General features: G+C 60.6%; 19 protein-coding genes. 11 read left to right on the forward strand and 8 right to left on the reverse strand.

Annotation, left to right across the window (positions count from 1 at the left end; genetic code table 11):
• Window positions 1-137 precede the first annotated feature (137 nt).
• From AC1Q6Y_RS25440 to AC1Q6Y_RS25455, 4 genes are all read left to right on the forward strand, one after another.
• On the forward strand, window positions 138-644 hold the full coding sequence (locus tag AC1Q6Y_RS25440; protein WP_492625409.1) for a sigma-70 family RNA polymerase sigma factor: 507 nt from the start codon (window positions 138-140) through the stop codon (window positions 642-644).
• Complete coding sequence (locus AC1Q6Y_RS25445) at window positions 641-1393, forward strand: anti-sigma factor family protein (protein ID WP_492625410.1); 753 nt, start codon at window positions 641-643, stop codon at window positions 1391-1393. Before AC1Q6Y_RS25440 ends, AC1Q6Y_RS25445 begins: the two co-directional genes overlap by 4 nt.
• Window positions 1394-1557: 164 nt before the next feature.
• Window positions 1558-2682 carry a cell division protein ZapE gene (gene zapE, locus AC1Q6Y_RS25450; protein ID WP_492625411.1) on the forward strand — a complete coding sequence of 375 codons (1125 nt, stop codon included), beginning with the start codon at window positions 1558-1560 and terminating at the stop codon, window positions 2680-2682.
• A 215-nt stretch (window positions 2683-2897) separates the two neighbouring features.
• Entirely contained in the window at window positions 2898-4211 is a 1314-nt protein-coding gene (locus AC1Q6Y_RS25455) for a leucine-rich repeat-containing protein kinase family protein (RefSeq protein ID WP_492625412.1), read from the forward strand.
• 132 nt (window positions 4212-4343) lie between these two features.
• On the opposite strand, the gene AC1Q6Y_RS25460 is transcribed toward AC1Q6Y_RS25455, so the two are convergent.
• Window positions 4344-5048, reverse strand: a complete 705-nt coding sequence (locus tag AC1Q6Y_RS25460) for a YebC/PmpR family DNA-binding transcriptional regulator (RefSeq protein ID WP_056854673.1) — start codon at window positions 5046-5048, stop codon at window positions 4344-4346.
• 225 nt (window positions 5049-5273) lie between these two features.
• On the opposite strand from AC1Q6Y_RS25460, the gene AC1Q6Y_RS25465 reads away from it, so the two are divergent.
• Window positions 5274-6695, forward strand: coding sequence for a type VI secretion system Vgr family protein (locus AC1Q6Y_RS25465; RefSeq protein ID WP_492625413.1), 1422 nt, complete (start codon window positions 5274-5276; stop codon window positions 6693-6695).
• Window positions 6696-6698: 3 nt separating this feature from the next.
• On the opposite strand, the gene AC1Q6Y_RS25470 is transcribed toward AC1Q6Y_RS25465, so the two are convergent.
• Both AC1Q6Y_RS25470 and AC1Q6Y_RS25475 read right to left on the reverse strand, forming a co-directional pair.
• Complete coding sequence (locus tag AC1Q6Y_RS25470) at window positions 6699-8090, reverse strand: FAD-dependent oxidoreductase (RefSeq protein ID WP_492625414.1); 1392 nt, start codon at window positions 8088-8090, stop codon at window positions 6699-6701.
• 70 nt (window positions 8091-8160) lie between these two features.
• A complete protein-coding gene (locus AC1Q6Y_RS25475) occupies window positions 8161-9486 on the reverse strand; it encodes an MFS transporter (protein ID WP_057714112.1) in 1326 nt (441 codons plus the stop codon).
• A 268-nt stretch (window positions 9487-9754) separates the two neighbouring features.
• On the opposite strand from AC1Q6Y_RS25475, the gene AC1Q6Y_RS25480 reads away from it, so the two are divergent.
• Entirely contained in the window at window positions 9755-10627 is an 873-nt protein-coding gene (locus AC1Q6Y_RS25480; RefSeq protein WP_492625415.1) for a LysR family transcriptional regulator, read from the forward strand.
• Between the two features lie 121 nt (window positions 10628-10748).
• Here the strand turns inward: AC1Q6Y_RS25480 and AC1Q6Y_RS25485 are convergent, their stop codons facing one another.
• The gene (locus tag AC1Q6Y_RS25485; protein WP_407515664.1) at window positions 10749-11612 is read right to left on the reverse strand and encodes a LysR substrate-binding domain-containing protein; all 864 of its coding nucleotides are present in this window, start codon (window positions 11610-11612) and stop codon (window positions 10749-10751) included.
• Window positions 11613-11721: 109 nt separating this feature from the next.
• Between AC1Q6Y_RS25485 and AC1Q6Y_RS25490 the strand changes: the two genes are divergently transcribed.
• The 3 genes from AC1Q6Y_RS25490 to AC1Q6Y_RS25500 all read left to right on the forward strand — a co-directional run bounded on the left by AC1Q6Y_RS25490 (window position 11722) and on the right by AC1Q6Y_RS25500 (window position 14629).
• A complete protein-coding gene (locus tag AC1Q6Y_RS25490; protein ID WP_218496169.1) occupies window positions 11722-12831 on the forward strand; it encodes a 2-aminoethylphosphonate--pyruvate transaminase in 1110 nt (369 codons plus the stop codon).
• A 154-nt stretch (window positions 12832-12985) separates the two neighbouring features.
• Window positions 12986-13813 (forward strand): phosphonoacetaldehyde hydrolase, encoded by an 828-nt coding sequence (phnX, locus tag AC1Q6Y_RS25495; protein WP_154908763.1) that lies wholly within the window; start codon window positions 12986-12988, stop codon window positions 13811-13813.
• A 255-nt stretch (window positions 13814-14068) separates the two neighbouring features.
• The gene (locus AC1Q6Y_RS25500; RefSeq protein ID WP_218496167.1) at window positions 14069-14629 is read left to right on the forward strand and encodes a cytochrome b; all 561 of its coding nucleotides are present in this window, start codon (window positions 14069-14071) and stop codon (window positions 14627-14629) included.
• Between the two features lie 34 nt (window positions 14630-14663).
• Here the strand turns inward: AC1Q6Y_RS25500 and AC1Q6Y_RS25505 are convergent, their stop codons facing one another.
• Window positions 14664-15590 (reverse strand): 1-aminocyclopropane-1-carboxylate deaminase/D-cysteine desulfhydrase, encoded by a 927-nt coding sequence (locus AC1Q6Y_RS25505; protein WP_492625416.1) that lies wholly within the window; start codon window positions 15588-15590, stop codon window positions 14664-14666.
• 162 nt (window positions 15591-15752) lie between these two features.
• Complete coding sequence (locus AC1Q6Y_RS25510) at window positions 15753-17792, reverse strand: oxidoreductase (RefSeq protein ID WP_090456692.1); 2040 nt, start codon at window positions 17790-17792, stop codon at window positions 15753-15755.
• A gap of 272 nt (window positions 17793-18064) precedes the next feature.
• On the opposite strand from AC1Q6Y_RS25510, the gene AC1Q6Y_RS25515 reads away from it, so the two are divergent.
• Both AC1Q6Y_RS25515 and AC1Q6Y_RS25520 read left to right on the forward strand, forming a co-directional pair.
• The gene (locus AC1Q6Y_RS25515) at window positions 18065-18337 is read left to right on the forward strand and encodes a hypothetical protein (protein ID WP_131726854.1); all 273 of its coding nucleotides are present in this window, start codon (window positions 18065-18067) and stop codon (window positions 18335-18337) included.
• A gap of 288 nt (window positions 18338-18625) precedes the next feature.
• Window positions 18626-21295 carry an autotransporter family protein gene (locus AC1Q6Y_RS25520; protein WP_492625417.1) on the forward strand — a complete coding sequence of 890 codons (2670 nt, stop codon included), beginning with the start codon at window positions 18626-18628 and terminating at the stop codon, window positions 21293-21295.
• Between the two features lie 475 nt (window positions 21296-21770).
• Here the strand turns inward: AC1Q6Y_RS25520 and AC1Q6Y_RS25525 are convergent, their stop codons facing one another.
• Complete coding sequence (locus tag AC1Q6Y_RS25525; RefSeq protein WP_489338895.1) at window positions 21771-22481, reverse strand: hypothetical protein; 711 nt, start codon at window positions 22479-22481, stop codon at window positions 21771-21773.
• A 50-nt stretch (window positions 22482-22531) separates the two neighbouring features.
• Window positions 22532-23371 (reverse strand): calcium-binding protein (locus AC1Q6Y_RS25530; protein WP_492625418.1); only part of this gene is annotated, 840 nt, incomplete at its 5' end.

Genomic DNA, 23371 nt, shown 5'->3' on the forward strand with positions numbered 1-23371 from the left:
CCACAAGTGAGAAGAATCAAGCAGACGAACCGCATGCAGGTTTATTCCCACGCGCGGTATTTATTTTTTCTGACGTGGAATAACCTCCGGTACCGGACGTCTTCCTAGTCCCAAGCGTAGTGACTAGTCAGAACTTCATGAGCGATATCGACGAACAACTGAGGGAAATCATTCCAGGATTGCGACGGTTCGCCGTGTCGTTGACGCGCAACACCAGCAGCGCTGACGACCTGGTGCAGGCGAGCCTGGAGCGGGCACTCTCGAGTTGGGCTGGCAAACGCGCCGAGGGCGACTTGCGCGCCTGGCTGTTCTCGATTCTCTATCGGCAGTTTCTCGATGCCCACCGTCGCTCCCGGCGCTACGCGCGCATGCTCGAATTCTTCACCGGGCGTGACGATGCCCAGCCCTCGGTGGAGCGCACCGTGATTGCCCAATCGACCCTCAACGCCTTCGACCGGCTGCCCACCGAGCAGCGCGCGCTGCTGCTCTGGGTGTCGGTGGAAGGTTTGAGTTACAAAGAGGTCGCCGAGATTCTCGACGTACCCACCGGCACCGTGATGTCCCGCCTGTCCCGGGCTCGCCAGGCCCTGCGCCAACTCAGCGATGGCGAAATCAACCGCCCTTCCCTGCGGAGACTCAAATGATCAGCATGCCCCCCAGCGAGCGTGACCTGCACGCCTACGTCGACCACCAACTGAGCGACGCCGACCGACGCCAGGTGGAGACTTTTCTGGCCGGCAACCCGCAGATGGCCGCGCAAGTGCGTGCCTGGCAGCAGGATGCCCAGACACTGCGCGCAGCTCTGGGTGGTGCCTTGCAACAACCCTCGAACCCGGACCTGGATCCGGCGGTTATACGCCAGCGCCTTAAACGCCAATCCCGTAGACACCTGGCCAGTGCCGCGGTGTTGTTCATCGCCGTCAGCGTCGGCGGTGTCAGCGGCTGGCAAGCGCGGGAGATGACACTGGCGAGCCCCCAGCTTCCAATGACCGATGCACTGCAGGCGTATCGCCTGATTGCCCAGCAAGGCCTCCTGCCGGCGGATTTCAAAGTCGGCGACGACGGTGACATGCAAGGCTGGCTCGACCGCTACTTCACACAGGCCAATCGCCTGCCCGACCTTTCGGATAGCGGTTTCAAACCGGTCAGCGGGCGCCTGCTGAGCACCGAGCAAGGCCCGGCGGCGATGGTGGTCTACGAGAACCAGAGCGGGCAGAAAATCAGTTTCTACGTGCGCCCGCCAGGGCCGAAAAACTTCCTGCTGCCCAGGGGCAGTCGCAGTGATGGCGAGTTGCAGGCCGAGTACTGGTCGGGAAGTGGCTACAACTATGCGATGGTCAGCCCGGCGGATACACCAGCGGCACGGATGCTCAAACAGACCACTCAATTCTGATCGCCATCCAGCTGCTTTTTTTGTGGGAGTTTGCGGTGTTCCTTTAGAGCCCAGTGACGGTGGCCCGGAATATGCCGACACTGCTGGAAGCAGATTCCCTGCTCTGGTTACACTATGGCGGCGCAGCACAAAGAGCCTGCCCGTACACCAGAGGTGATATCCCAGTGGCCGTTCGACCGCCCAGCCGTTCGCGAATCAAATCGCGCTGGCAAACGTTGCGTCGCCTTCTCGGCAAGGCACCGGCTGCCGGCAGCGCCACGGCCGGCCAGGTCATCCACGACTACTTTCGCCATCAGGCCCATGCCCAGGGCTACACCCTCAGTCACAGCCAACAGCGGGTGATCGACTGCATGGCCCGGCATGCCTGCATGCTGATGGGCACTGCGGCGAAACCCCTTCCCGGCCTTTACCTGCATGGTGCCGTGGGGCGCGGCAAAAGCTGGCTGCTCGACGGGTTTTTCCGGGCCATTCCCCTCGCGCAAAAACAACGCCTGCACTTCCATCAGTTTTTCGCCCAACTGCACCAGGGCATGTTCGAGCACCGCGATCAGGCCGACGCCCTGGCGATCACCCTCGATGAACTGCTCAGCGATTGCCGGGTGCTGTGTTTCGATGAGTTCCATGTGCACGACATCGGCGATGCGATGCTCATCACCCGGTTGTTCAAGGCACTGTTCCAGCGCGGCATCCTGTTGCTGGTCACCTCCAATTATCCGCCCGAAGGCCTGTTGCCCAATCCGCTGTACCACGCCCGCTTCAAACCGGTGATCGACTTGATCAATACGCGCATGCAGGTGATGGAGGTCGGCGGGCCCCACGACTACCGCAGCCAGGCCCGAACCCATGCGCATCAGTTGTTCACTCAAGGTCACTACGTCTGGCCGGCGAGCGTGGCGCAACGACAATCGCTGAACCTGCCCAGGCACAATGCCCTGCCTGTTTCGTTGCCGGTAGGTACCCGGCATTTGCGAGCACGTTTCTGCGAAGGGCGCGGCGTCGGTTTTACCTTCACCGATTTGTGCGATCAGCCCACGGCGGTGATGGATTATCTGGAGCTGTGCCGCCAGTTCGACCGCTGGATCATCGATGAACTGCCACTGCTGGGCGATTGCACGATTGCCGCCCAGCAGCGTTTTATCAACCTCATCGACGTACTGTACGACCAGGACAAGCACCTGACGTTGCTCGGGCAGCACTCATTGCGCGAAAGCCTGGGTGGCGATGCCATTGATCTGGCGCGCACGCGCAGCCGATTGGGACAACTGGTCGAAGTCAGCGAACCGGTCTGATCGATAGCTTTTTGTTGCATTGACTGACTTCTTCGCGAGCAAGCCCGCTCCCACAATGGATTTGTGTCGGATACAGAATTTTTGATCTACACCGATCAAATGTGGGAGCGGGCTTGCTCGCGAAGGCGGCCTGACAGTCGCCACATCTTTCCCGCTATCATGTCGCCCATTTCCGGGGCCCCGCGCCCTCCTCTAGGTTAATGGCGAATCTGTTCATGCATACCCTTGCTCAATTGCGCGCCGGCGAGTTGTCGGGCATCACGCGGCTGGATCTGGCCGAAGGCCTGACCGAGTTTCCCCGGGAGATCTTCGATCTGGCGGATTCGCTGGAAGTGCTCAACCTCAGCGGCAATGCTCTGAGCGCGCTGCCAGAGGACTTGCATCGCCTGACCCGTTTGCGCGTGCTGTTCTGCTCCGATAACCGTTTCACCGAATTGCCGGCCTGTGTTGGCCAATGCGCTGCACTGACGATGATCGGCTTCAAGGCCAACCGTATCGCCCACGTGCCCGCAGCGGCACTGCCACCGCTGCTGCGCTGGCTGATCCTGACCGACAATTGCATCGAGACGCTGCCGAGCGCGTTGGGAGAGCGGCCATACCTGCAAAAGCTGATGCTTGCCGGTAACCGCCTGCAGGCGTTGCCGGACTCGATGCACAATTGTCATCGGCTGGAGCTGATCCGCATCGCCGCCAACCAGTTCACCGACTTGCCACAATGGCTGCTGACGCTGCCAAGCCTGACCTGGCTGGCCTACGCCGGTAATCCGCTGGAAACCGAAGCCGATGCCGCCGCCCTCGATGCCACACCGCGCATTGACTGGTCGGCATTGCACCTGGAGAAAAAACTGGGCGAAGGGGCGTCCGGAGTGATTCATCAAGCTGTCTGGCAACCGACCGACCAACCGGCCATGCCCGTTGCGGTGAAGCTCTACAAGGGCGAAATGACCAGCGATGGCTCGCCGCTGCACGAGATGAACGCCTGCATCACCGCCGGCCTGCACCCGAATCTGATTCGCGTCGAAGGGCGGATTGTCGATCACCCGCAACAAACCGCCGGGCTGGTCATGCAGTTGATCCCGCCGAGTTTTCGCAACCTCGCCAGCCTGCCGAGCCTGGCGTCGTGCAGCCGCGACATTTATGCCGAAGGCTTGCGTTTCAGTGCGGCGGTGGCGCTACGCATTGCCTCGGGCATTGCCTCGGTGGCCGAACACTTGCACAACCACGGCATCACCCATGGCGATCTCTACGGGCACAATATTCTGTGGAATGAACAGGGCGATTGCTTGCTGGGGGATTTTGGCGCGGCGTCGTTCCACGGGATTTCCGACAGCCTGGAAAGCCGCGCCTTGCAGCGGATCGAGGTGCGGGCGTTCGGGGTGTTGCTGGGCGAACTGCTGGAGCGGGTTAATTCGGGGTTAAGCGACGAACAGCGTGGGGTACTGGAAGATCTGCAACAGCGTTGCTGTCAGCCGCAAGTGCTGGCACGGCCGGGGTTCAGCGAAATCGTGCGGCAATTGGAAAGTCTGTGACCGCTGCGCGCTCAATCGCGAGCAAGCTCGCTCCCACAGGGTAGCGCTAAACCTGTGGGAGCGAGCTTGCTCCGGGCGGCGATCCGACGATGACGGTCTGTCAAACAACATGACCGTCATTGACACAAAGACTTAACCCGCCAACCCGACAAACATGTCCTGCACGTCGTCGTGGTTATCGAGGCCTTCGAGGAACGCTTCGACTTCCGCCATCTGCTCATCGCTCAGGCCGCTGACCGGGTTTTTCGGCTGGTAGCCCAGTTTGGCCGACAGCACAGTGAAGCCTTGTTCCGGCAGGGCTTTCTGCACCGCGTCGAGGTCGGTCGGTTCGGTCAGGAACAGGGTTGCACCCTCTTCACCCGGCTCGAAATCCTGTGCACCGGCTTCGATGGCGGCCATTTCCGGATCGGCGTCCGGGGTGTCCGGCGACGCTTCGATCATGCCGACGTGGTTGAAGTCCCAGGCCACCGAACCGGAAGCCCCCAGCTGACCCTTGCGGAACGCCACGCGGATCTCGGCGACGGTGCGATTGATGTTGTCGGTCACGCACTCAACGATCAACGGCACCTGATGCGGGGCGAACCCTTCATAGGTCACGCGATGGTATTGCACGGTTTCGCCCAGCAGGCCCGCGCCCTTCTTGATGGCACGATCCAGTGTTTCCTTGGGCATCGAAGCTTTCTTGGCCTGTTCAACCACCAGGCGCAAGTGCGCGTTGGTAGCAGTATCAGCGCCGTTGCGCGCAGCAATGGTAATTTCTTTCACCAGTTTGCCGAAGATCTTGCCCTTGGCATTGGCTGCCGCTTCTTTGTGTTTAACCTTCCACTGTGCGCCCATTTCTCACTCTCTTATCTGTGGCATCTGTGGCGCCGAGACATCTATTGGCCGACGCTTTGCACAAGTTTATACGGCCTAAAGTTGGCAATCGACCAAAAAATCCCGACTTGCATCGACATCTTCACCAGCGGTTGTAGGGCAATTCGGAAATGTCGCTTTACCGTACCCGCAATGCGCCGGGGTTTCGTACGCTTTGCACCCTACTCCACAGCGGTAGCGCGTTCGATGCACAACGACAAGGATAGTCCCACCACCCTGACGCTTCTCGAAGACGACCTGAGCTTCCAGGTGGTCCGGTTCAGTGGTCATGAAGCGCTCAACCAGCCCTATCGATTCGACATCGAGGTGATCGGGCTGGCACCAGCCCTGAACCTTGAGCGATTGCTGCACCAACCGGCGTTCCTCGAATTCGGCCACGATCAAGGCATTCATGGCGTGCTGGACAGCGCCAGTTGTGAACATCGAAGCGGGCACCGGGTCGCTTACAAGCTGGTGCTGGTGCCTCGTGTCCAGGTGCTGGAACAGCAACGATGCCGACGTATTTTCCAGCACGCCAGCGTGCCCATGATCCTGCGCCAATTGCTGGAGCAACATGGGTTGCCCGCCAGCAGTTATCGCTTTGAACTGGCAACCAGGCACTATCCCCTGCGACCTTTTTGCATTCAGTACGAAGAATCCGACCTGGCGTTGCTGCAACGGCTGTGCGAGGAAGAAGGCATTCACTATCACTTCGAGCATCAACGCGACGGCCATGTGCTGGTGCTGGCCGACGACAGCTTGAGCTTTCCCCAAGAGCCACTGCTCATGTCGATGAGCGGCGGCGCCCCCGGCGAACACCAGGAACCGGTGATCAGCGAACTGTTCCAGCGCCATGACGCCACGCTCTCCCCTGTGCGTCCAGGCGCCAGGAATCCGGGTGCAGCGGACATCAGCGAAGGCGCAGCCAATCACTCGTTCGCCACGGCGAGGCACTGTCCCGCTGGCGAGCAACAACATCGCGACCAGCTCAGCCGTCGACAACTGGAACGCCTGCGCTGCCGTCACCAGCAGATCCACGGTCAAAGTAGCCAGGGGGCATTACGCAGTGGCCGGATCCTGCAAGTGGCCGAGCACCCGCTGGCGAATTTCAATGATCAGTGGCTGGTTACCGAAATCCGCCATCAGGGGTGTCAATCATCCATTCTGCTCGACGACACACCGGGCATGGCCTCGGGTTACCGCAATCAATTCAGCGCCATCCCCTGGTCGACGGTATTCAGACCAGCGCTCAAACAACCCAGGCCGAGTATCCCCGGGTATCAGCCCGGTCGCGTGTGCGGCCCGGTCGGGCAACCGGCGGCAGTGGACGAGGATGGCCGGGTTCAGGTGAACCTCTGGCCCGCCACGCAACCAGACGCTGAAGAGTCCAACGGCCTGTGGCTACCGCTGGCGCTGACCACCGCCGAGGACTGGATCGATCCGGCCCGCTTGCCCGTGGCTGGCAGCGAGGTACTGGTGATTTTCCTCGACAGTGACCCGGATCGCCCGGTGCTTTGTACGGCCATGGGCCCTCGGCCACAACCTCACCGCCCTCGCCCGCATGAGCCCCGTGGCGATACCCGCCTGCTGTTCGACTGGCTGCTCACCCGCTCGGACCCTGCACCCTGACGCTCAACCCTTGTCAGCCTTGCCGGCTGCAGCAGCGAACTTCGCCAGACGCACGTCCAGATGCCGTGGCCGATGCCCGTGATCCTCCGCGCGCTCCTTGCGGCGGATGGCGTTGCGCACCATCAGCGAGCCGATATAGCGAATCGGCTCCGGCGGGAAAAAGCCCAGAGGGCCATTGACCAGCGGCGAACGGGTCCAGGGGTTGTCCAGGCCTTGAACCATCGACGCCAGAATCTGCCCGCCCATGTGGCAGGGGCCGACGCCGCTGCCGGAATAGCCGAAACCGTAAAACACATTGCCACTGGCGCTCATCTGTCCGAAGAACGGCAGCCCGGTCACCGATCGATCCGATGGACCGTTCCAGGTCGCCTCGACCTTGACGTCGGCAAACGCCGGGAAGAAATCCGCGAGACTGCTCTGCAACAGGCCGGCATAAGGCGATGGCTGATCGAACACCGGCAGCATGCGCCCGCCATAGGCAAAGGTGTTGCCGCCCTTGCCGAGCATGATCCGGCCGTCCGGCGTGTTGTGGTAGTAGTGCACGAAAATCCGCGAATCGAGCACCGTGACGCCGCTGGTCAGGCCGATTTCGTCGAGTAAATCCGGCCGAGGCTCGGTGATCAGCATGTCGCTGGAAACGATCGCCACGCTGCGTTCGAACTGCGGGAACGCCCGGGCCATCCAGGCGTTCATCGCCAGCACCACGCGGTCGGCGCGAATGGTGCCCCTGGGGGTTTGAATGCCCGCCGGCCGGCCCTCCTCCAGCCCGGTCATCGCGGTGTTTTCATGAATCCTCACCCCCAGCTGCAGGGCTACCCGGCGCAACCCACGCACCAGTTTGCCCGGCTGCACACTGGCCGCGGCCGGGGAAAACCAGCCTTCCAGGTGTTTGCTGGAACCGGCCATGCGCTGCACATCGGCCACTGGCCGCTGGGTGAACGAGTTGATGCCGTTGCGCTCCAGCGCCGCGATCACAGCGTCGGTCGAGCCGACCTGCGCGCGATTGGTCGCGGTGTAGAGGGTGCCATCGAGGCGGTAATCGGCGTCCACCCCATACTGTTCGCAGAAGGCGCCGATGGCATGGATGCTGCGCTCGGACTCCTTGACCAGACGTACGGCTTCTTCGACGCCGAACAAACGTTCGAGGGTGAAATACTTGGCCGACCACGACAACGCACAACCGCCATTGCGTCCACTGGCCCCGGCACCGCAGATGTCCGCTTCGATCAGCAGCACATCCAGTTCGGGGTTCTGCTCCTTGAGCATGATCGCGGTCCACAACCCGGTGTAACCACCGCCGACGATACAGACATCGGCGCGGGCGTCGCCTTCCAGTGGCGGACAGGTTTCGGATGCATCAGCCTTCAAGGCCTGGTCCAGCCAAAAGGGTCTCATGGGGTCAATCTCCGGTCAGTGGCCCACACGCCGGCCTGCCGCAGGTGCAGCAGGCGACGAGGGACAGGATTCAGGTACGCAGGGGTTTGATGGTCATCGCTTGATTGGGCACGTAGGCGAAGTGAGTGCCCAGGCCACCGGGGCGGCTGTTCCAGTGCGGGATCAATACCAGCGCCGAGAACATGGCGCAGCCGGCGAAGACGATGAACACGGTAACGGTGTCGAAGTAGCCCGGCAGCAGCCCGCCGAGAATCGCCCCGACCGAACCGCAGCCGTTGACGAAGCCGGCTGCCGTGGCGCCGGCCTTGGCGGTGCCGAAGTCGATGGCGGCCGCGCCGCTGATCATCGAGTCCGGTCCGTAGAGGGTCAGGCCCATGACGAACAGCAGCGCCACCACCAGCAGCACGCTGCCGGTATGCAGGGCGCCCATGAAAAACGCCAGGGACACTGTCAGCGCCAACAGGCTGATCACGCAGGCCGGCATGCGCCGGGCGCCGAACAGTTTGTCCGAGGCCAGGCCAATCAGGATCGGCCCGAGCAACCCGGCCAGTTCGAACGCAGTCGGAATGATCGCCGCGCCGACCTTGCCCACCGAAGGCATCTGTTCGAAGACGATCACCGGCCCCCACAGCAGAATCGCGTAGCGCGCCGGCTTGAGCATGAAGTACGCCAACCCCAGCACCAGCACCGTGCGGTTGCGCAGGATTTCCTTCAAAGGCTCCCACATGCTGATTTTGCTTTGCGCCTCGGCTTGTTCGGCGGTCAGCTCAGGCTCCGGCTCCACCGCCGGCAAGCCGACGTCTTCCGGTTTGTTGCGTTGGAAAATAAAAAACAGCACGGCGACCAGCCCAACCACCGCCGCACTGGAAATGAACGCCGCATGCCAGCTGCCGATGAGCGTGTACGCCCACCAACCGGCAAACGGCGAGGCTACCAGGCCACCAAAGGCGTAGCAGGAACTCCACAGGCCCAATACCCGTCCGCGTTGCTCGGAGGGAAAGAAGCTGCCGAGGTTCTTGCACAGCCCCGACCAACCGGTGGACTGCGCCAGGCCTTGTATCAGCATGCAGGTAGCGAAAATCGGTAACGTTGCGAAGTTGCCCATCACCAGCGCCGCGGCAGCGGAAATCAGCAACCCGCCGAGCACCACAACTCGCGGGCCAAAACGGTCTGCGAGGATGCCCCAGGTGAACTGACCGACGGCGTAAGCCGTCAGGTAGATGGCGTCGAGGTTGGCCATGGCCATTTTGTCGAGCATGAAGGTCGGGTCTTCGCCAATACCGAGCTTGGCGACCGAGAAAGCTTTGCGGGTGAAATAGAACGCGGCGTAGGCGAGCCAGGTGATCGCGAAGATCTGCACGCGCCAACGCTTGATGGTGCCGATGTGCTTGTTCATTGTGGTTCTGACCTCAGGGTGTGAGTGTGCCGGCAGAATTGGAAGAAAACGCCTGTGTTTTTATTGTTGAGCACTGCGATATCGCCCTGTCCCTACGGCGGATACCGGTCAGATGAGTCCTGTAGTTGCACGCACAGGCTCATGGCACCCGCTGCTGTTCGACTGACCAGTCAACGGGGCTGAGGTGGATAAAAACAATTACTGATTAATAAGTGAAATCGATTTATCGTATTTCAAATATAAGTTCAGATTGTTACTGGAGATTCCCATGTCGGTGTCCCACGCCCAGCTCAAAGCTTTCCACGCCGTGGCGGTCCATGGAAGCTTTACCAAGGCCGCCGAACGCCTGTTTCTGACGCAACCGGCGATTTCCGACCAGGTGCGCAAGCTCGAAGAGCGCTACGGTGTTTTGCTGTTTCACCGCAACAAACGCTCGGTGCGCCTGACCGATCTGGGCGAGCGTCTGTTGAGCGTTACCCAGCGGCTTTTTGTGATCGAGGCGGAAGCCCAGGAACTGCTTCAGGAATCCCAGGCCCTGCAGACCGGCAGCCTGATTCTGGCGGTGGATGCACCGGTGCACGTGCTGCCGCAGATTGCCCGGTTCTGCGAACGCTACCCCGGGATCAGCGTGAAGATCGAAACCGGCAACACCGACGAGTCGCTTTTTCGACTGTTCAACTATCAGGCTGACCTTGCATTGCTGGGCCGTGATGTCAGCGATGAACGCCTGATTTCACTGCCCCTGCGCAACGACCCGATGGTGGCGTTCGTGTCGCGCAATCATCCGTGGGCCGACCGCGAATCCATCACCCTCGCCGACCTCGACGACACGCCACTGGTGTTGCGGGAAATCGGTTCGGTGACCCGGCAGACGCTGGAGGAGGAAATGGCGAGGGCCGGGTTTCGCATTCGGCCGGCGATTCAGGTTGAAGGTCGCGAGGCAGCGCGGGAGGCGGTGGTGGTGGGGATTGGCGTTGGCGTGGTGTCGGCTGCCGAGTTTGGTGCGGATTCGCGGGTGTGTGCGTTGCCGATTATCGATTGCAAACGCAGGCTGACGGAAACCCTGGTGTGCTTGCGCGAGCAGAGTTCGCGGCGGGTGGTGGCGACGTTTCTTGAGATGGTGCGCGAGAGTCTTGTGTAGGCAGGTCCGGCCCCATCGCGAGCAAGCTCGCTCCCACAGTGGTGGTGTATCGTCTGAATAATCTGTGGTCGACGCAAATCCCTTGTGGGAGCGAGCTTGCTCGCGATGCAGGCAACTCGGTCTACCTGACGGGCGCCAACCCGAAAAACGCCTGAATCAAGCGCAAGTCCCGCCGCCGCTCCATACAACCAATCATGTGCCGATTCACCAACCCCTCGCCAATGATCGGCACCGCCGCCACCCGTGGATCGTGGCTGACCTCCACCGACGACACCACCCCCACCCCCAGTTCGGCGGCCACCGCCTCGGTCACCGCTTCGCGGCTGTCCAGTTCCAGCAACACCCGTGGATTGACCTTGGCCTGGGTGCAAGCCTCATCGAAGGTGCGCCGGGTAATCGAACTCGGTTCGCGCAGCACCATGATCACCTGATCCAGTTCCTTGAGCTGCACGCCTTTAGTCTTCTGCGCCCAAGGATGCCCGTCGGGCACCAGTGCGCAAATCCGCGACTCGTTCAGTGCCTGCAGATGCAGGCCCTTGCGCGGCTCGACCTCGGTCAGCACCGCCACGTCGGCATGTTCGGACAGCAGCGCCGCCAGGGTTTCCTGGGCGTTGCCCAGGCGCAGGTTCACCGTGATCCCCGGATAGCGCGCCCGCAGGCTGGCGAGCATGGGCATGACCATGTGCGGGCCGTCCGCCGCCACCTCCAGACGCCCGGTCAGCAATTGCCGGTTGGCTTCGAGCATTACCTGCGCCTCTTCGGCCAGGCCGAACATCGCCCGGGTGATTGCCGCCAGTTTGGTGCCCTCCTCCGTCAGTTCCACCCGTCGGGCGGTGCGGCGCAGCAGGGTGATCTGGTAGTGCTCCTCCAGGGCCTTGATGTGCCCGGTGACCGCCGGCTGGCTGATGAATAGCCGCGCCGCCGCCCGGGTAAAACTGCCTTCCCGGGCCACGGCATCGAAGGCGCGGAGCTGAAACAGGTTCATGAATAACTCTCACTGATGGCTGGCATAACAATAAACAATTTGATTGATAACACAGCAAATTGCAATTTAGGCCCCGTAGCTTCATCCCATCGATTGCGAGGACACGAGAATGAGTACTGCCGAACCCATCCTGCTCACCCCCGGCCCGTTGACCACGTCGCCCCGCACCCGTCAGGCGATGATGATCGACTGGGGTTCATGGGATGACCGCTTCAATCAACTGACCGCCAGCCTCTGCGAGCAACTGCTGGCCATCATCAACGGCACTGCCACCCACCACTGCGTGCCTTTGCAAGGCAGCGGCACCTTCGCGGTCGAGGCAGCGATCGGCACGCTGGTGCCTCGGGACGGCAAGATTCTGGTCCTGATCAATGGCGCCTACGGCAAACGCCTGGCGAAAATCTGCGAAGTACTGGGCCGCTCCTTCAGTACCTTCGAAACCGCAGAAGATGAGCCGACCACCGCCGCCGACGTCGACCGCCTGCTACGTGCCGATCAAGACATTACCCATGTCGCCCTGATTCACTGCGAAACCAGTACCGGCATCCTCAATCCGCTGCCAGAGATCGCCCAAGTAGTGGCGCAACACGGCAAGCGCCTGATCATCGACGCCATGAGCTCCTTCGGCGCCCTGCCAGTGGATGCGCAGCAAGTGCCGTTCGACGCACTGATCGCCGCCTCGGGCAAATGCCTGGAGGGCGTGCCGGGCATGGGTTTTGTCTTCGCTCGCAAAGAATCCCTGGCCAGCGCCGCCGGCAACTCGCATTCGCTGGCGATGGACTTGCAGGACCAGCACGCCTACATGGCCAAGACCGGCCAGTGGCGCTTCACCCCGCCGACCCATGTGGTCGCGGCGCTGCACGAAGCCCTGCTGCAATACAACGAAGAAGGCGGCTTGCCAGCGCGGCACGAACGCTACGCCGCCAACTGCCAGGCATTGATGGAAGAGATGGGCAAACTGGGGCTGCGCAGCTTCCTGCCGGCGGCTATCCAGGCGCCGATCATCGCCACCTTCCACGCCCCGAAAGATCCGCGTTACGCGTTCAAAGAATTCTACGAGCGGGTCAAGGCCAAGGGCTACATCCTCTACCCCGGCAAACTGACCCAGGTCGAAACCTTCCGCGTAGGCTGCATCGGCCATGTCAACCCGGCGCAAATGCGCGAAGCGGTGGCGGCGATTGCCGAAGTGTTGCGCGAGATGGAAGTGCTCGACATCTAAACCACACCACATTCCCTGTGGGAGCGAGCTTGCTCGCGATGAGGCCCGATCAGTCGACACACATGTTGAATGTAAGACCGCTATCGCGAGCAAGCTCGCTCCCACAGAAAAGCTGAATTTCCGAATAGATCGATATCACAGGAATCCAAACGCCATGAACTACGCCAACCCAACCAAGCTGCAAGCCGCCATCCTCGACTGGGCCGGCACCGTGGTCGACTTCGGCTCCTTCGCCCCGACGCAGATTTTCGTCGAGGCTTTCGCCGAGTTCGACGTCCAGGTGTCCATCGAAGAGGCCCGTGGCCCGATGGGCATGGGCAAGTGGGACCACATCCGCACCCTGTGCGATCTGCCGGAAGTTGCCGAGCGTTATCGCAAAGTGTTCGGCCGCACGCCGACCGACGATGACGTCACTGCGATCTACCAGCGTTTCATGCCGCTGCAGATCGAAAAAATCGCCGAGCACTCGGCGCTGATTCCCGGGGCACTGGAGACCATCGCCAACCTGCGCCAGCAAGGGATCAGGATCGGCTCCTGCTCCGGTTACCCGAAACAGGTCATGGACAAGGTGGTCGAACTGGCCGCCACCAACGGTTACGTTGCCGACCATGTGGTCGCCACCGACGAAGTCCCGAATGGTCGCCCATGGCCCGCCCAGGCGCTGGCCAACGTCATCGCCCTGGGCATCGACGATGTCGCCGCGTGCGTGAAGATCGATGACACCGTGCCGGGCATTCTCGAAGGCCGCCGCGCCGGCATGTGGACCGTGGCACTGATCTGCTCGGGCAACGCCCTGGGCCTGGACTACGAAGGCTATCGCGCCTTGGGCTGCGACCAACTGGACAGCGAGCGCAAGCGCATCCACGGAATGTTCGAAGGTTCACGCCCGCATTACATGATCGACACCATCACCGATCTGCCGGAAGTGATCGCCGACATCAACAAGCGCCTGGCCAACGGCGAAATGCCGCAATCGAGCTAAATACCGCAACGCCCTCCTGTAGGAGCGAGCTTGCTCGCGATGGTCTCAAGAATGCCGCGGTTACCCAGTGGGTATGCGTCATCGTTGGCGACCATCGCGAGCAAGCTCGCTCCTACAAGGTTTTTCTCTGCCTTTACCCGAACCAGAACACCCAGCGACCAATCGCCTCAGGCAAACCCGGTGAAACAGGATTACAGTTAACGCACACCGTCGGTCAAGAACGGTGGCTTTAAACCGGACCTCTGAGGAACACCTATGCCGTGGAAAAACTCTGAGTCGCGCTACAGCACCGTATCGATCGCGCTGCATTGGCTGATGCTGGTCCTGCTGGTGCTGGTTTACGCCTGTATCGAGTTTCGCGGATTCTTTCCCAAGGGCAGTGGCGCGCGCACGCTGATCGTCGAATCACACTTCATGCTCGGCCTGACCGTATTCGTTCTGGTCTGGCTGCGATTGTTCGCACGCAGCCTCGGCCCGGCGCCGCAGATCTTCCCGGCCTCGCCGCACTGGCAAACGACACTGGCCAGGCTGATGCACTGGGCGCTGTACATTTTCATGATCGTCACGCCGATTCTCGGGTGGCTGGTCACCAGCGCCAAAGGCAATCAGGTGATGTTCTACGGTGTCGACCTGCCGATGCTGGTAGCGGAAAACAAGGACCTGGCCAAACAGCTCCAGGGCTGGCATGAGCTCGGCGGCACTATCGGCTATTGGCTGATCGGCCTGCATGCCGTGGCCGGGCTGTATCACCATTATGTGGTGGGCGATAACACATTGCTGCGGATGATGCCCAAGCGGGTAAACCGCGACGCCTGAACTTGACCGCTCCCACATTGGTTTTCGGTGACTTTCAGGTTTGTGAATTGAATCCCCGCCACCCCTGCAAGCCGCCAGTGTGGACGAAGATCAGCCGCGTGCCCCGGGCGAACTTGCCCGCTTCCACTTGGTGCTTGAGTGCCAGCAGTGCCTTGCCGGTATACAGCGGCTCCAGTGGAATATTTCCCACCTGCTCCGTCTTTTCAATAAAGTCGAGCAGCAACGGATCAACCTTGGCAAACCCGCCGCGACTGGCCTCGAACAGTTCATACACCGCATCGACCACACCCGCTTCCTGCATGATCCGCTCGACCTGCTGCGCCACCCCGTGGTCATCCGGCACCGCCAGGGCACCATATACCGGATGATCCCCCGCTTCGGCCAGCACCAGGCCGGCCAGGGTCGTGCCGGTTCCGCAGGCCAGCCACCAGCCGTCATAGTCACTCCAGCCCAAGCCCGCCAATTGGGTACAAACCCTGGCCCGCAATTGCATGCAACCTTCAGCACCGGGTAATCCACCTCCGCCTTCAGGCACCGGATGCAACGTCGGATAGCGGGTTTGCCAGGGTTGCCAGAAACCCGCTTCATGCCTCGCTCGATAGCCTGCGTAGCCCAGCCAGTGCAGCTCCATGCCGAACGCCTGCAAGTCCTCGACCGTCGGGGTTTGCTGAGGATGCCCGCGCAACAGGCCGACGGTGGAAAAAACCAATCGCTTGCCCGCCGCCGCCAACGCATGAAGATGATTGGAGTGCGCGCCACCGAGACTGATGATGCCTTCGGCACCCAGGCGGTCGGCGGTTTTCAGGTGTTCGATGAGCTTGAACCATTTGTTGCCGCTGATCAGCGGGTCGATCCGGTCCAGACGCAGGACTGCCACTTCGATGCCGGCTTGAGTGAGCCAGTCGAGGTGAAGGGGGTCGAGGGGGGCCTGGGGTAACCAGGTGGAGGGTGGGAGAAGCATCAATGCCGGCTCTGGGTGAAGAGCCAGCATCTTAACAGCTGACTTGTGGCGAGGGGGCTTGCCCCCGTTGGGGTGCGAAGCGGCCCCAATACGACTGCTTCGCAGCCGAACGGGGGCAAGCCCCCTCGCCACAGGGTTTTGTGAACAGCCTGATTACGTGAATTACAACTGCGCCGCCAACCGCGACCCCTGATTAATCGCCCGCTTGGCATCCAGCTCTGCCGCGACATCCGCGCCGCCGATCAGGTGCACGCTCTGCCCCGCCGCCGCCAGGCCTTCATGCAACTCGCGCAGCGGATCCTGCCCGGCGCAAATCACGATGTTGTCCACTGGCAGCACCTGAGCTTCGCCGGTTTCGCCGATGCGGATGTGCAGGCCTTCGTCGTCGATCTTCAGGTATTCAACGCTGTTGAGCATCTGCACCTGTTTGTTCTTAAGGCCCGTGCGATGAATCCAGCCGGTGGTCTTGCCCAGGCCGTCGCCGACCTTGGACGTCTTGCGTTGCAGCAGGAACACCTCGCGGGCCGGCGCATGGGGCGCGGCCTTGATACCGGCGACACCGCCGCGCGCTTCAAGGTGTGTATCGATGCCCCATTCCTTCCAGAACGCGGCGCGATCCTGACTGGTGGCGACGCCTTCATGCACAAGGAACTCGGAAACGTCGAAACCGATACCACCGGCACCAATCACCGCGACGCGCTTGCCGACCGGTTTGCGCTCCAGGATCACGTCCAGGTAGCTCAGCACCTTGGCGTTTTCCACCCCTGGAATGGCCGGCACACGCGGCGCAATGCCGGTGGCCAGAATGATCTCGTCGTAGCCGCCCTCGACCAGTCCGGCCACGTCGACGCGGGTGTTCAGGCACACCTCGACGTTGGTGGTCTGCAACTTGCGGTTGAAGTAGCGAATCGTTTCGTAGAACTCTTCCTTGCCCGGAACGCGCTTGGCAATGTTGAACTGCCCGCCGATTTCGCTGGCCGAATCGAACAGCGTCACCTGATGGCCACGCTCGGCGGCCACGGTCGCGGCGGACAGACCGGCAGGGCCGGCACCGACCACGGCGATTTTCTTCAGTTGCTGCACGGGCAGATAGTTGAGCTCGGTTTCGTGGCAGGCACGCGGGTTCACCAGGCAACTGGTCAGCTTGCCGCCGAACGTGTGGTCGAGGCAGGCCTGGTTGCAACCGATGCAGGTGTTGATTTCATCGGCACGACCTTCAGCGGCTTTGTTGACGAAATCCGGGTCGGCGAGGAATGGCCGTGCCATGGACACCATGTCGGCATCGCCCTCGGCCAGGATCTGCTCGGCGACTTCCGGGGTGTTGATACGGTTGGTGGTGATCAGCGGAATATTGACCGAACCCCGCAACTTGGCCGTGACCTTGCTGAACGCCGCGCGTGGCACTTTGGTGGCGATGGTCGGAATCCGCGCTTCGTGCCAGCCGATACCGGTGTTGATGATGGTCGCGCCGGCCTGCTCGATGGCCTTGGCCAGTTGAACGATCTCTTCCCAGGTGCTGCCGCCTTCAACCAGGTCGAGCATCGACAGACGGAAAATGATGATGAAGTTCGGGCCTACCGCTTCACGCACGCGACGAACGATCTCCACCGGCAGGCGCATGCGGTTTTCATAGCTGCCACCCCAGCGGTCGGTACGGTGGTTGGTGTGGGCGGCGAGGAACTGGTTAATGAAATAACCTTCGGAACCCATGATTTCCACGCCGTCGTACTCGGCGGTTTGCGCCAGTACCGAGCAGGTGACGAAATCGCTGATCTGCTTCTCGATGCCTTCCTCGTCCAGCTCCCTGGGCTTGAACGGGTTGATCGGTGCCTGGATCGCACTTGGCGCAACCTGTTTCGGGCTGTAGGCATAACGACCGGCATGGAGGATCTGCATGCAGATCTTGCCGCCCGCGTCATGCACGGCACGGGTGACGATACGGTGCTTGAGCGCCTCTTCTTCGGTCGTCAGCTTGGCCGCGCCGGAATACACGCCACCCTCGTCATTCGGGCCGATACCGCCGGTGACCATCAGGCCGACACCGCCACGGGCACGCTCGGCAAAGTACGCCGCCATGCGCTCGAAGCCACCCGGTTTCTCTTCAAGGCCAGTGTGCATCGACCCCATCAGGGTGCGATTGCGCAGCGTGGTGAACCCCAGGTCCAGCGGAGCCAACAGGTGCGGGTATTGAGCGGCGGTCATCGGTAACTCCACATCGAGCGATCACGGAAAGTGCGAGAGCTCTGCGGCCCCCATCAGTCATGTTCGACAGACTAAGAGTCGTGCCGCCATCCCTCAATGACCGTAAATGACAACTTATTGATCGAAATGAGCAGCGACATTGGGCTAACGGGAATGACTCAAAACAAAAACGACCTGCGGTCATGAGTTTTCACTTCGATTGGAATTATTTGCATTAAGAATGGAATCAGCCAGCCATAGCCAGCCGTGTCGCGGGAACGTTAAAAACCAGCATGGACGCCGTGTGTGAAATGTTTTATGTCGTGATGTCGGGCCATTGCCAGAGGAGTTTTCGCGGTGCGGCGCTGAATGGCGGCACTCTGAAGCACACCTCCAGCTGGGCTACACGCTTGGCCGTGGCCAGACCTGAACCGCAATTCATGTACGACGCACTTGTAGAAGCATTTGTTTTTTGGGTGACGCGAGCACGTAATCCGACAACACAAAACCAAAAAGTAAAAACAACGCAATCTTTGACACGATATATTCCAGAAAAAACAATTTAAACTAACTGGAAGACAATATAACCACCCACTTATGGCGAAAAAACAGGAATTGTCTCACTCATACCCAGCAGAGGTACTAAATCGAAGAGCGGAACTCATCCGTTTTTCCCAGCTCAGCGTTGTGGATTTTAACTTTCTATTCGCCTGCAACACCCTGCTGAGGTCCTGGGCAATCGACGAAAGGACCACAAGCCCATTTCCTTGTAGATATCGTATTGATGGTCTAGATATAACTACAAAATAAAACCTCCACACAATATCAGAATGACATTAAATAAGAGGGATCTTATGCACCTTGCGCTTCGTGCAGGAAAAAATGGACTTCTTCAAGTGGGGGCGTTGTCGCTTTTAAGTCTGGCAGTACAACAGGCGCAAGCGGCTTGCGTACTCACTCCCGGCCCCGGCGTCGATGCGTATGTCTGCGACAGTGGCAGCAGCCCTGTCGGCCTGACCGACCTGCTGGGCAACAACATCCTGACCCTCCCGATTGACGGCACCGGTACCATCAACGGCAACATTGTTACCGGGGCTGGCACCGACCTCGTCGACATGAACTCCGGACGAATCGTCGGCAGCATCACTCAGGGTGATGGTGCCGATCGCTTCCGTATCAGTGCCGGTGCGGTCACGGGTGCGGTTTCCCAAGGCAATGGCATCGATGACTTTGTGATGAGTGGCGGGCAGATCCAGTCTCTGGCTCAAGGCGACGGCCGCGACACCTTCCTGATGACCGGCGGCACCATCGTCGGCGCCTTTGAAGATGGCGACGTGGCGCAGCAAACCAGCGGCACCATCGGCCGCGTCGACATGAAACTGGACAACAACATCTATGACATGTCCGGCGGCTCGATCCTTGGCAACCTCGTCACCGGATTTGGTACCGACTGGATTATCGTCACCGGGGGTACGATTGGCGGCAATATCAGTGTCAGCGGCGGCGACGACCGCATCACTGTCAGCGGCGGCGTGATAAACGGCGAGATCCGCACCAGCCTCGGCAACGACACCTTCAACTGGCTCAATGGCGGCCAGATCAAGTCCGCCGTGCTGATGGGTGATGGTAACGATACCGCGCTGCTCAGCGGCCTGACCGAAAGCCTGTTGAGCGCCACCCCATCGATCGACGGCGGCCTGGGCAATGATCAATTGACCTTCGACAACACCACTTCCAACACGGCCTCCCGCTACATCGGTTGGGAAACCGTCAGCCTCAACAACAATTCGCACTTTGACCTGGCTGGCGACTTTTTCCTCGGCGACAGCGCCAGTAATGCCGGCACGGTTTCCATCGACAACACCAGCGTGCTGGCGGTGACCCAAGGCAGCATCCGACCCTACACCGCCGGCCAGCGGGCGACCCTCATCAACGCCGGCACCATCGACATGACCACCGGCAGCAACAGCGCCGCGGACTCGCTGACGGTGTACGGCAACTACGTCGGCAACAACGGCCAGCTGTGGCTGCAAACCGTGCTCGGCGACGATACTTCCGCCACTGACAAACTGGTGGTCTCCGACGGCAGCATCAGCGGCAATACCCAATTGGCGGTGACCAATCTCAGTGGCCTGGGCGGCCTGACGCAAAGCAACGGGATCGAAGTGGTGCAGGCGCTCAACGGCGCAGTCAGCACTACCGATGCCTTTGCCCTGAAAGGCTCGGTTTCTGCCGGGGCCTATGAGTACTATCTGTTCAAGGGGGGTGTAACGGCAGGCTCGGAAAACAACTGGTACCTGCGCTCTTCGGTGGTCGCGGTGCAACCACCCGTTGTGCCGCCACAGCCGCCGGTACCGCCCGTGGTGGTGCCAGAGCCACCGATTCCGCCCGTACCGCCGGTAGTAGGCCCGGATGAACCACCGGTTGAACCGCCAACACCGCAACCCGTTGCGCCAGTCGAGCCCCCCGCGACACCGCCAACCCAGGTCCCCGCCGAAGTATCACCGGAGCCTGCCGCCACCACTCCGCCGCTGCCAACGGCGGTGGCGGGTGCCGATCCTATTCCACTGTACCGCCTGGAGGTGCCCGTGTATTCGGTGGTGGTGCCAGCCGCGCAGTTGATGACTTTGCAAGCGTTGGGCACGTTCCACGACCGCCAGGGCGAACAAAGCCTGTTGAGCGAAACCGGTGCCGTCCCGGCCGGTTGGGGTCGTGCCTATGGCCGCGATTTCAACAAGAGCTGGACCGGCACCGTGTCCCCCAGCTTCGACGGTTCTACCAAGGGCTATCAAGTGGGCCATGACCTGTATGCCTCCGAAACCAGCGGCGGGCAGATCCAACGCTTCGGCCTGTTCGTCGGCCAGAGCCGCTTGCAGGGCGATGTCAAAGGTTTCGCCGAGGGCTTCCAGGACCGTCGTTCGGGGCGGGTCGAACTCGACGGCGACAACTTCGGCGCCTATTGGACCCTCACCGATCCAACCGTGGGCTGGTACGTTGACCTTGTGGCCATGGGCACGCGCCTGGATGGCGATAACAAATCCGACCGTGGGGTGAAAATGGACAGCAAGGGCCATGCATTGGCGTTGTCCGCCGAAGCCGGCTATCCGATTGCAATTTCCGAGCACTGGGTGGTGGAGCCACAGGTCCAGGTGATCAACCAGCAGATCGATATGGACAGCCAGAACGACGGTATTTCCAAGGTCTCGTTCGACTCCCAGGACTACTGGACCGGTCGCCTCGGTGCACGCCTGAAAGGGCGCTACCTGGTACAGAACACGCCCATCGAGCCCTACGTCCGGGCGAACGCCTGGCGCACCTTTGGCGGCAGTGACACCGTGACCTATGATGACGTGGACCGGATCAAGAGTGATCACAAATCGTCCTCTGCCGATCTCGGAGTGGGTGTGGTGGCGCGGTTATCGTCAACGGTCAGCGTGTACCTGGCGGCGGATTACAACACCAATCTGGACACCATTGCCCTGGAAGGCGTGAGTGGCAATGCGGGGGTGAGGGTGAGTTGGTAAGCGAGGCCGCTCGTATGGTTATCACCCCCATTACGGCCGTTCTGTAATTAAAGAATGGTGCCCTGCAGACTGTATGAAAACCGATCAACAAGGGTGATGCTCAACGAAGATGCTCTGTATCGAAAGATAGGGAGCATCTGCATCCAGGAAGGAGTAGCGCCAGCATCGTCAGGAACCCGAACGCAATCAGCAACGGATAAGCCATCAACAGAATCAATAGCTGTTATACATCCCACAACTCGCACAATAGCGAGCAGCTCTCATCCAGAGCAAACTCCAATTGCGAATTTCACGGTGATCCAGCCACCCTTTCAGGTAGACAGAAACTCAGGATTAACTGAAAAAACAGGATATCAAGCAAGTCAATCAATCAATCAATCAATCAATCAATCGTCAGCGAGTGGAACTGCACAGAGTCAAAGTACATCGAATGGCGAACATCTTGAAACGGCACATCCGCTAATTGTGGTCATGCTCAAAACCCGAAGTAAACAAATGCCATAGCTGCCGCCATACCCCATGCGACCAACGCCATTACCGTTGAATTGTGCGCTGACCAGGATTCGTCCAATCGCTGTAAGCCGAACTTCGAAAAGCCAGCCTCGTCATAACAGCAATGCATGATCGCCCGGTAGGTATATCGCAGGCCGGCCAACAGAAACAGGGTAATCAGACCAAGGACAAGTCCATGCCTGATAGTTGGTTTAACCCATTCCACAAGGTGATCCTGTTCGCAAGCAACGCTGTCGACTTCCACAAGGGTTATTTGCTGAAAGTCCGTCGAAGACCGCTTTTGGCCAATCTGGATCAGCGCCTGTTGCTCCAGATCCAGCGCCTGATACTTCCAGAGCGTTGATGACCCTTCTCGGCAGAACGTAAACGCAGCAGGACTTGAGATGGCGATAATACAAGCGTCGTTGATGTGCAGTTTTTTCAGCGTTTCCGTGGCTGACCTGGTGAAATCCAGGTCGAACACCGGATTAACCCCGGTAGCAGAAGCAGCGATCGAAACCAATAGACTGCTCAAGAGGCAGATGGCTGAAGTGTTCAAGGCCGGGTTTCCTTTTTCATTGTTTCTTTGATTTCGCAGTTCGGTTCCAACCTGCTTTGATGAGTTCCAGTACGCTGCTGGCACCCCCGATAGCTGATGGGCAATTGAATGGAAGGAGAAAGGGAGGGCATCCATTGCCCTCCCCTCCGCTGTCCACGCTCCCTGCGACAGTACTGACCAGGACCTCAAGTGGCCAGAATGAAGTCCGTCTGATCAACGGCTGCGCTGTTGACACCCACAAGGTGAATCGTGTCCGCCCCGATCCCTACCACCGTGTCCGCCCCGTTGGCCGTAATGGTCACGTTGGCAGCGAACGTCGCGCTGTTGATCCCCAGCGCCGTGATATTGAGCAAGTCTTGCCCGGCCGGATTGGCTCCGAAGTTCAGGATCGTATCGCTGCCGAAACCCGCAGCAAACGCGAACGTATCGTTACCGGCGACGCCGCCACTCATCACGTCGTTACCGCCACCGCCGGTGAGTACGTCGTTACCTGCCCCCCCCTCGATCGTGTTGGCCAGCCCGTTGCCGGTGCCCGCAAAGTTGCCGCTACCGCCGAAAAACAGATTTTCGACGTCGGCACCCAGGGTGTAGCTCGCGAGCGAGGTCCAGACCGAGTCGCTGCCGGCACCGGCAAGCTCGTTTACCACGTCCCCGAGGTCGGTGACTTCGTAGATATCGCTGCCGATACCGCCAGCCATCGTGTCGGCACCTGCGCGACCGATGATAACGTCGTTGCCTGCGCCGCCGATGAGGACGTCGTTACCCGCACCGCCCACGATCGTGTTATTGAGCTCGTTGCCGCTGCCCGCAAAGTTGCCACTACCGCCGAAATACAGATTCTCGACGCTGGCACCCAGGGTGTAGCTCGAGAGCGAGGTCCAGACCGAGTCGCTGCCGGCACCGGCAAACTCGTTCACCACGTCCCCGAGGTCGGTGACTTCGTAGACATCGCTGCCGATACCGCCAGCCATCGTGTCGGCACCTGCGCGACCGATGATAACGTCGTTGCCTGCGCCGCCGATGAG

The sequence above is a fragment of the Pseudomonas sp. GW823-FHT06E10 genome, assembly GCF_058794995.1.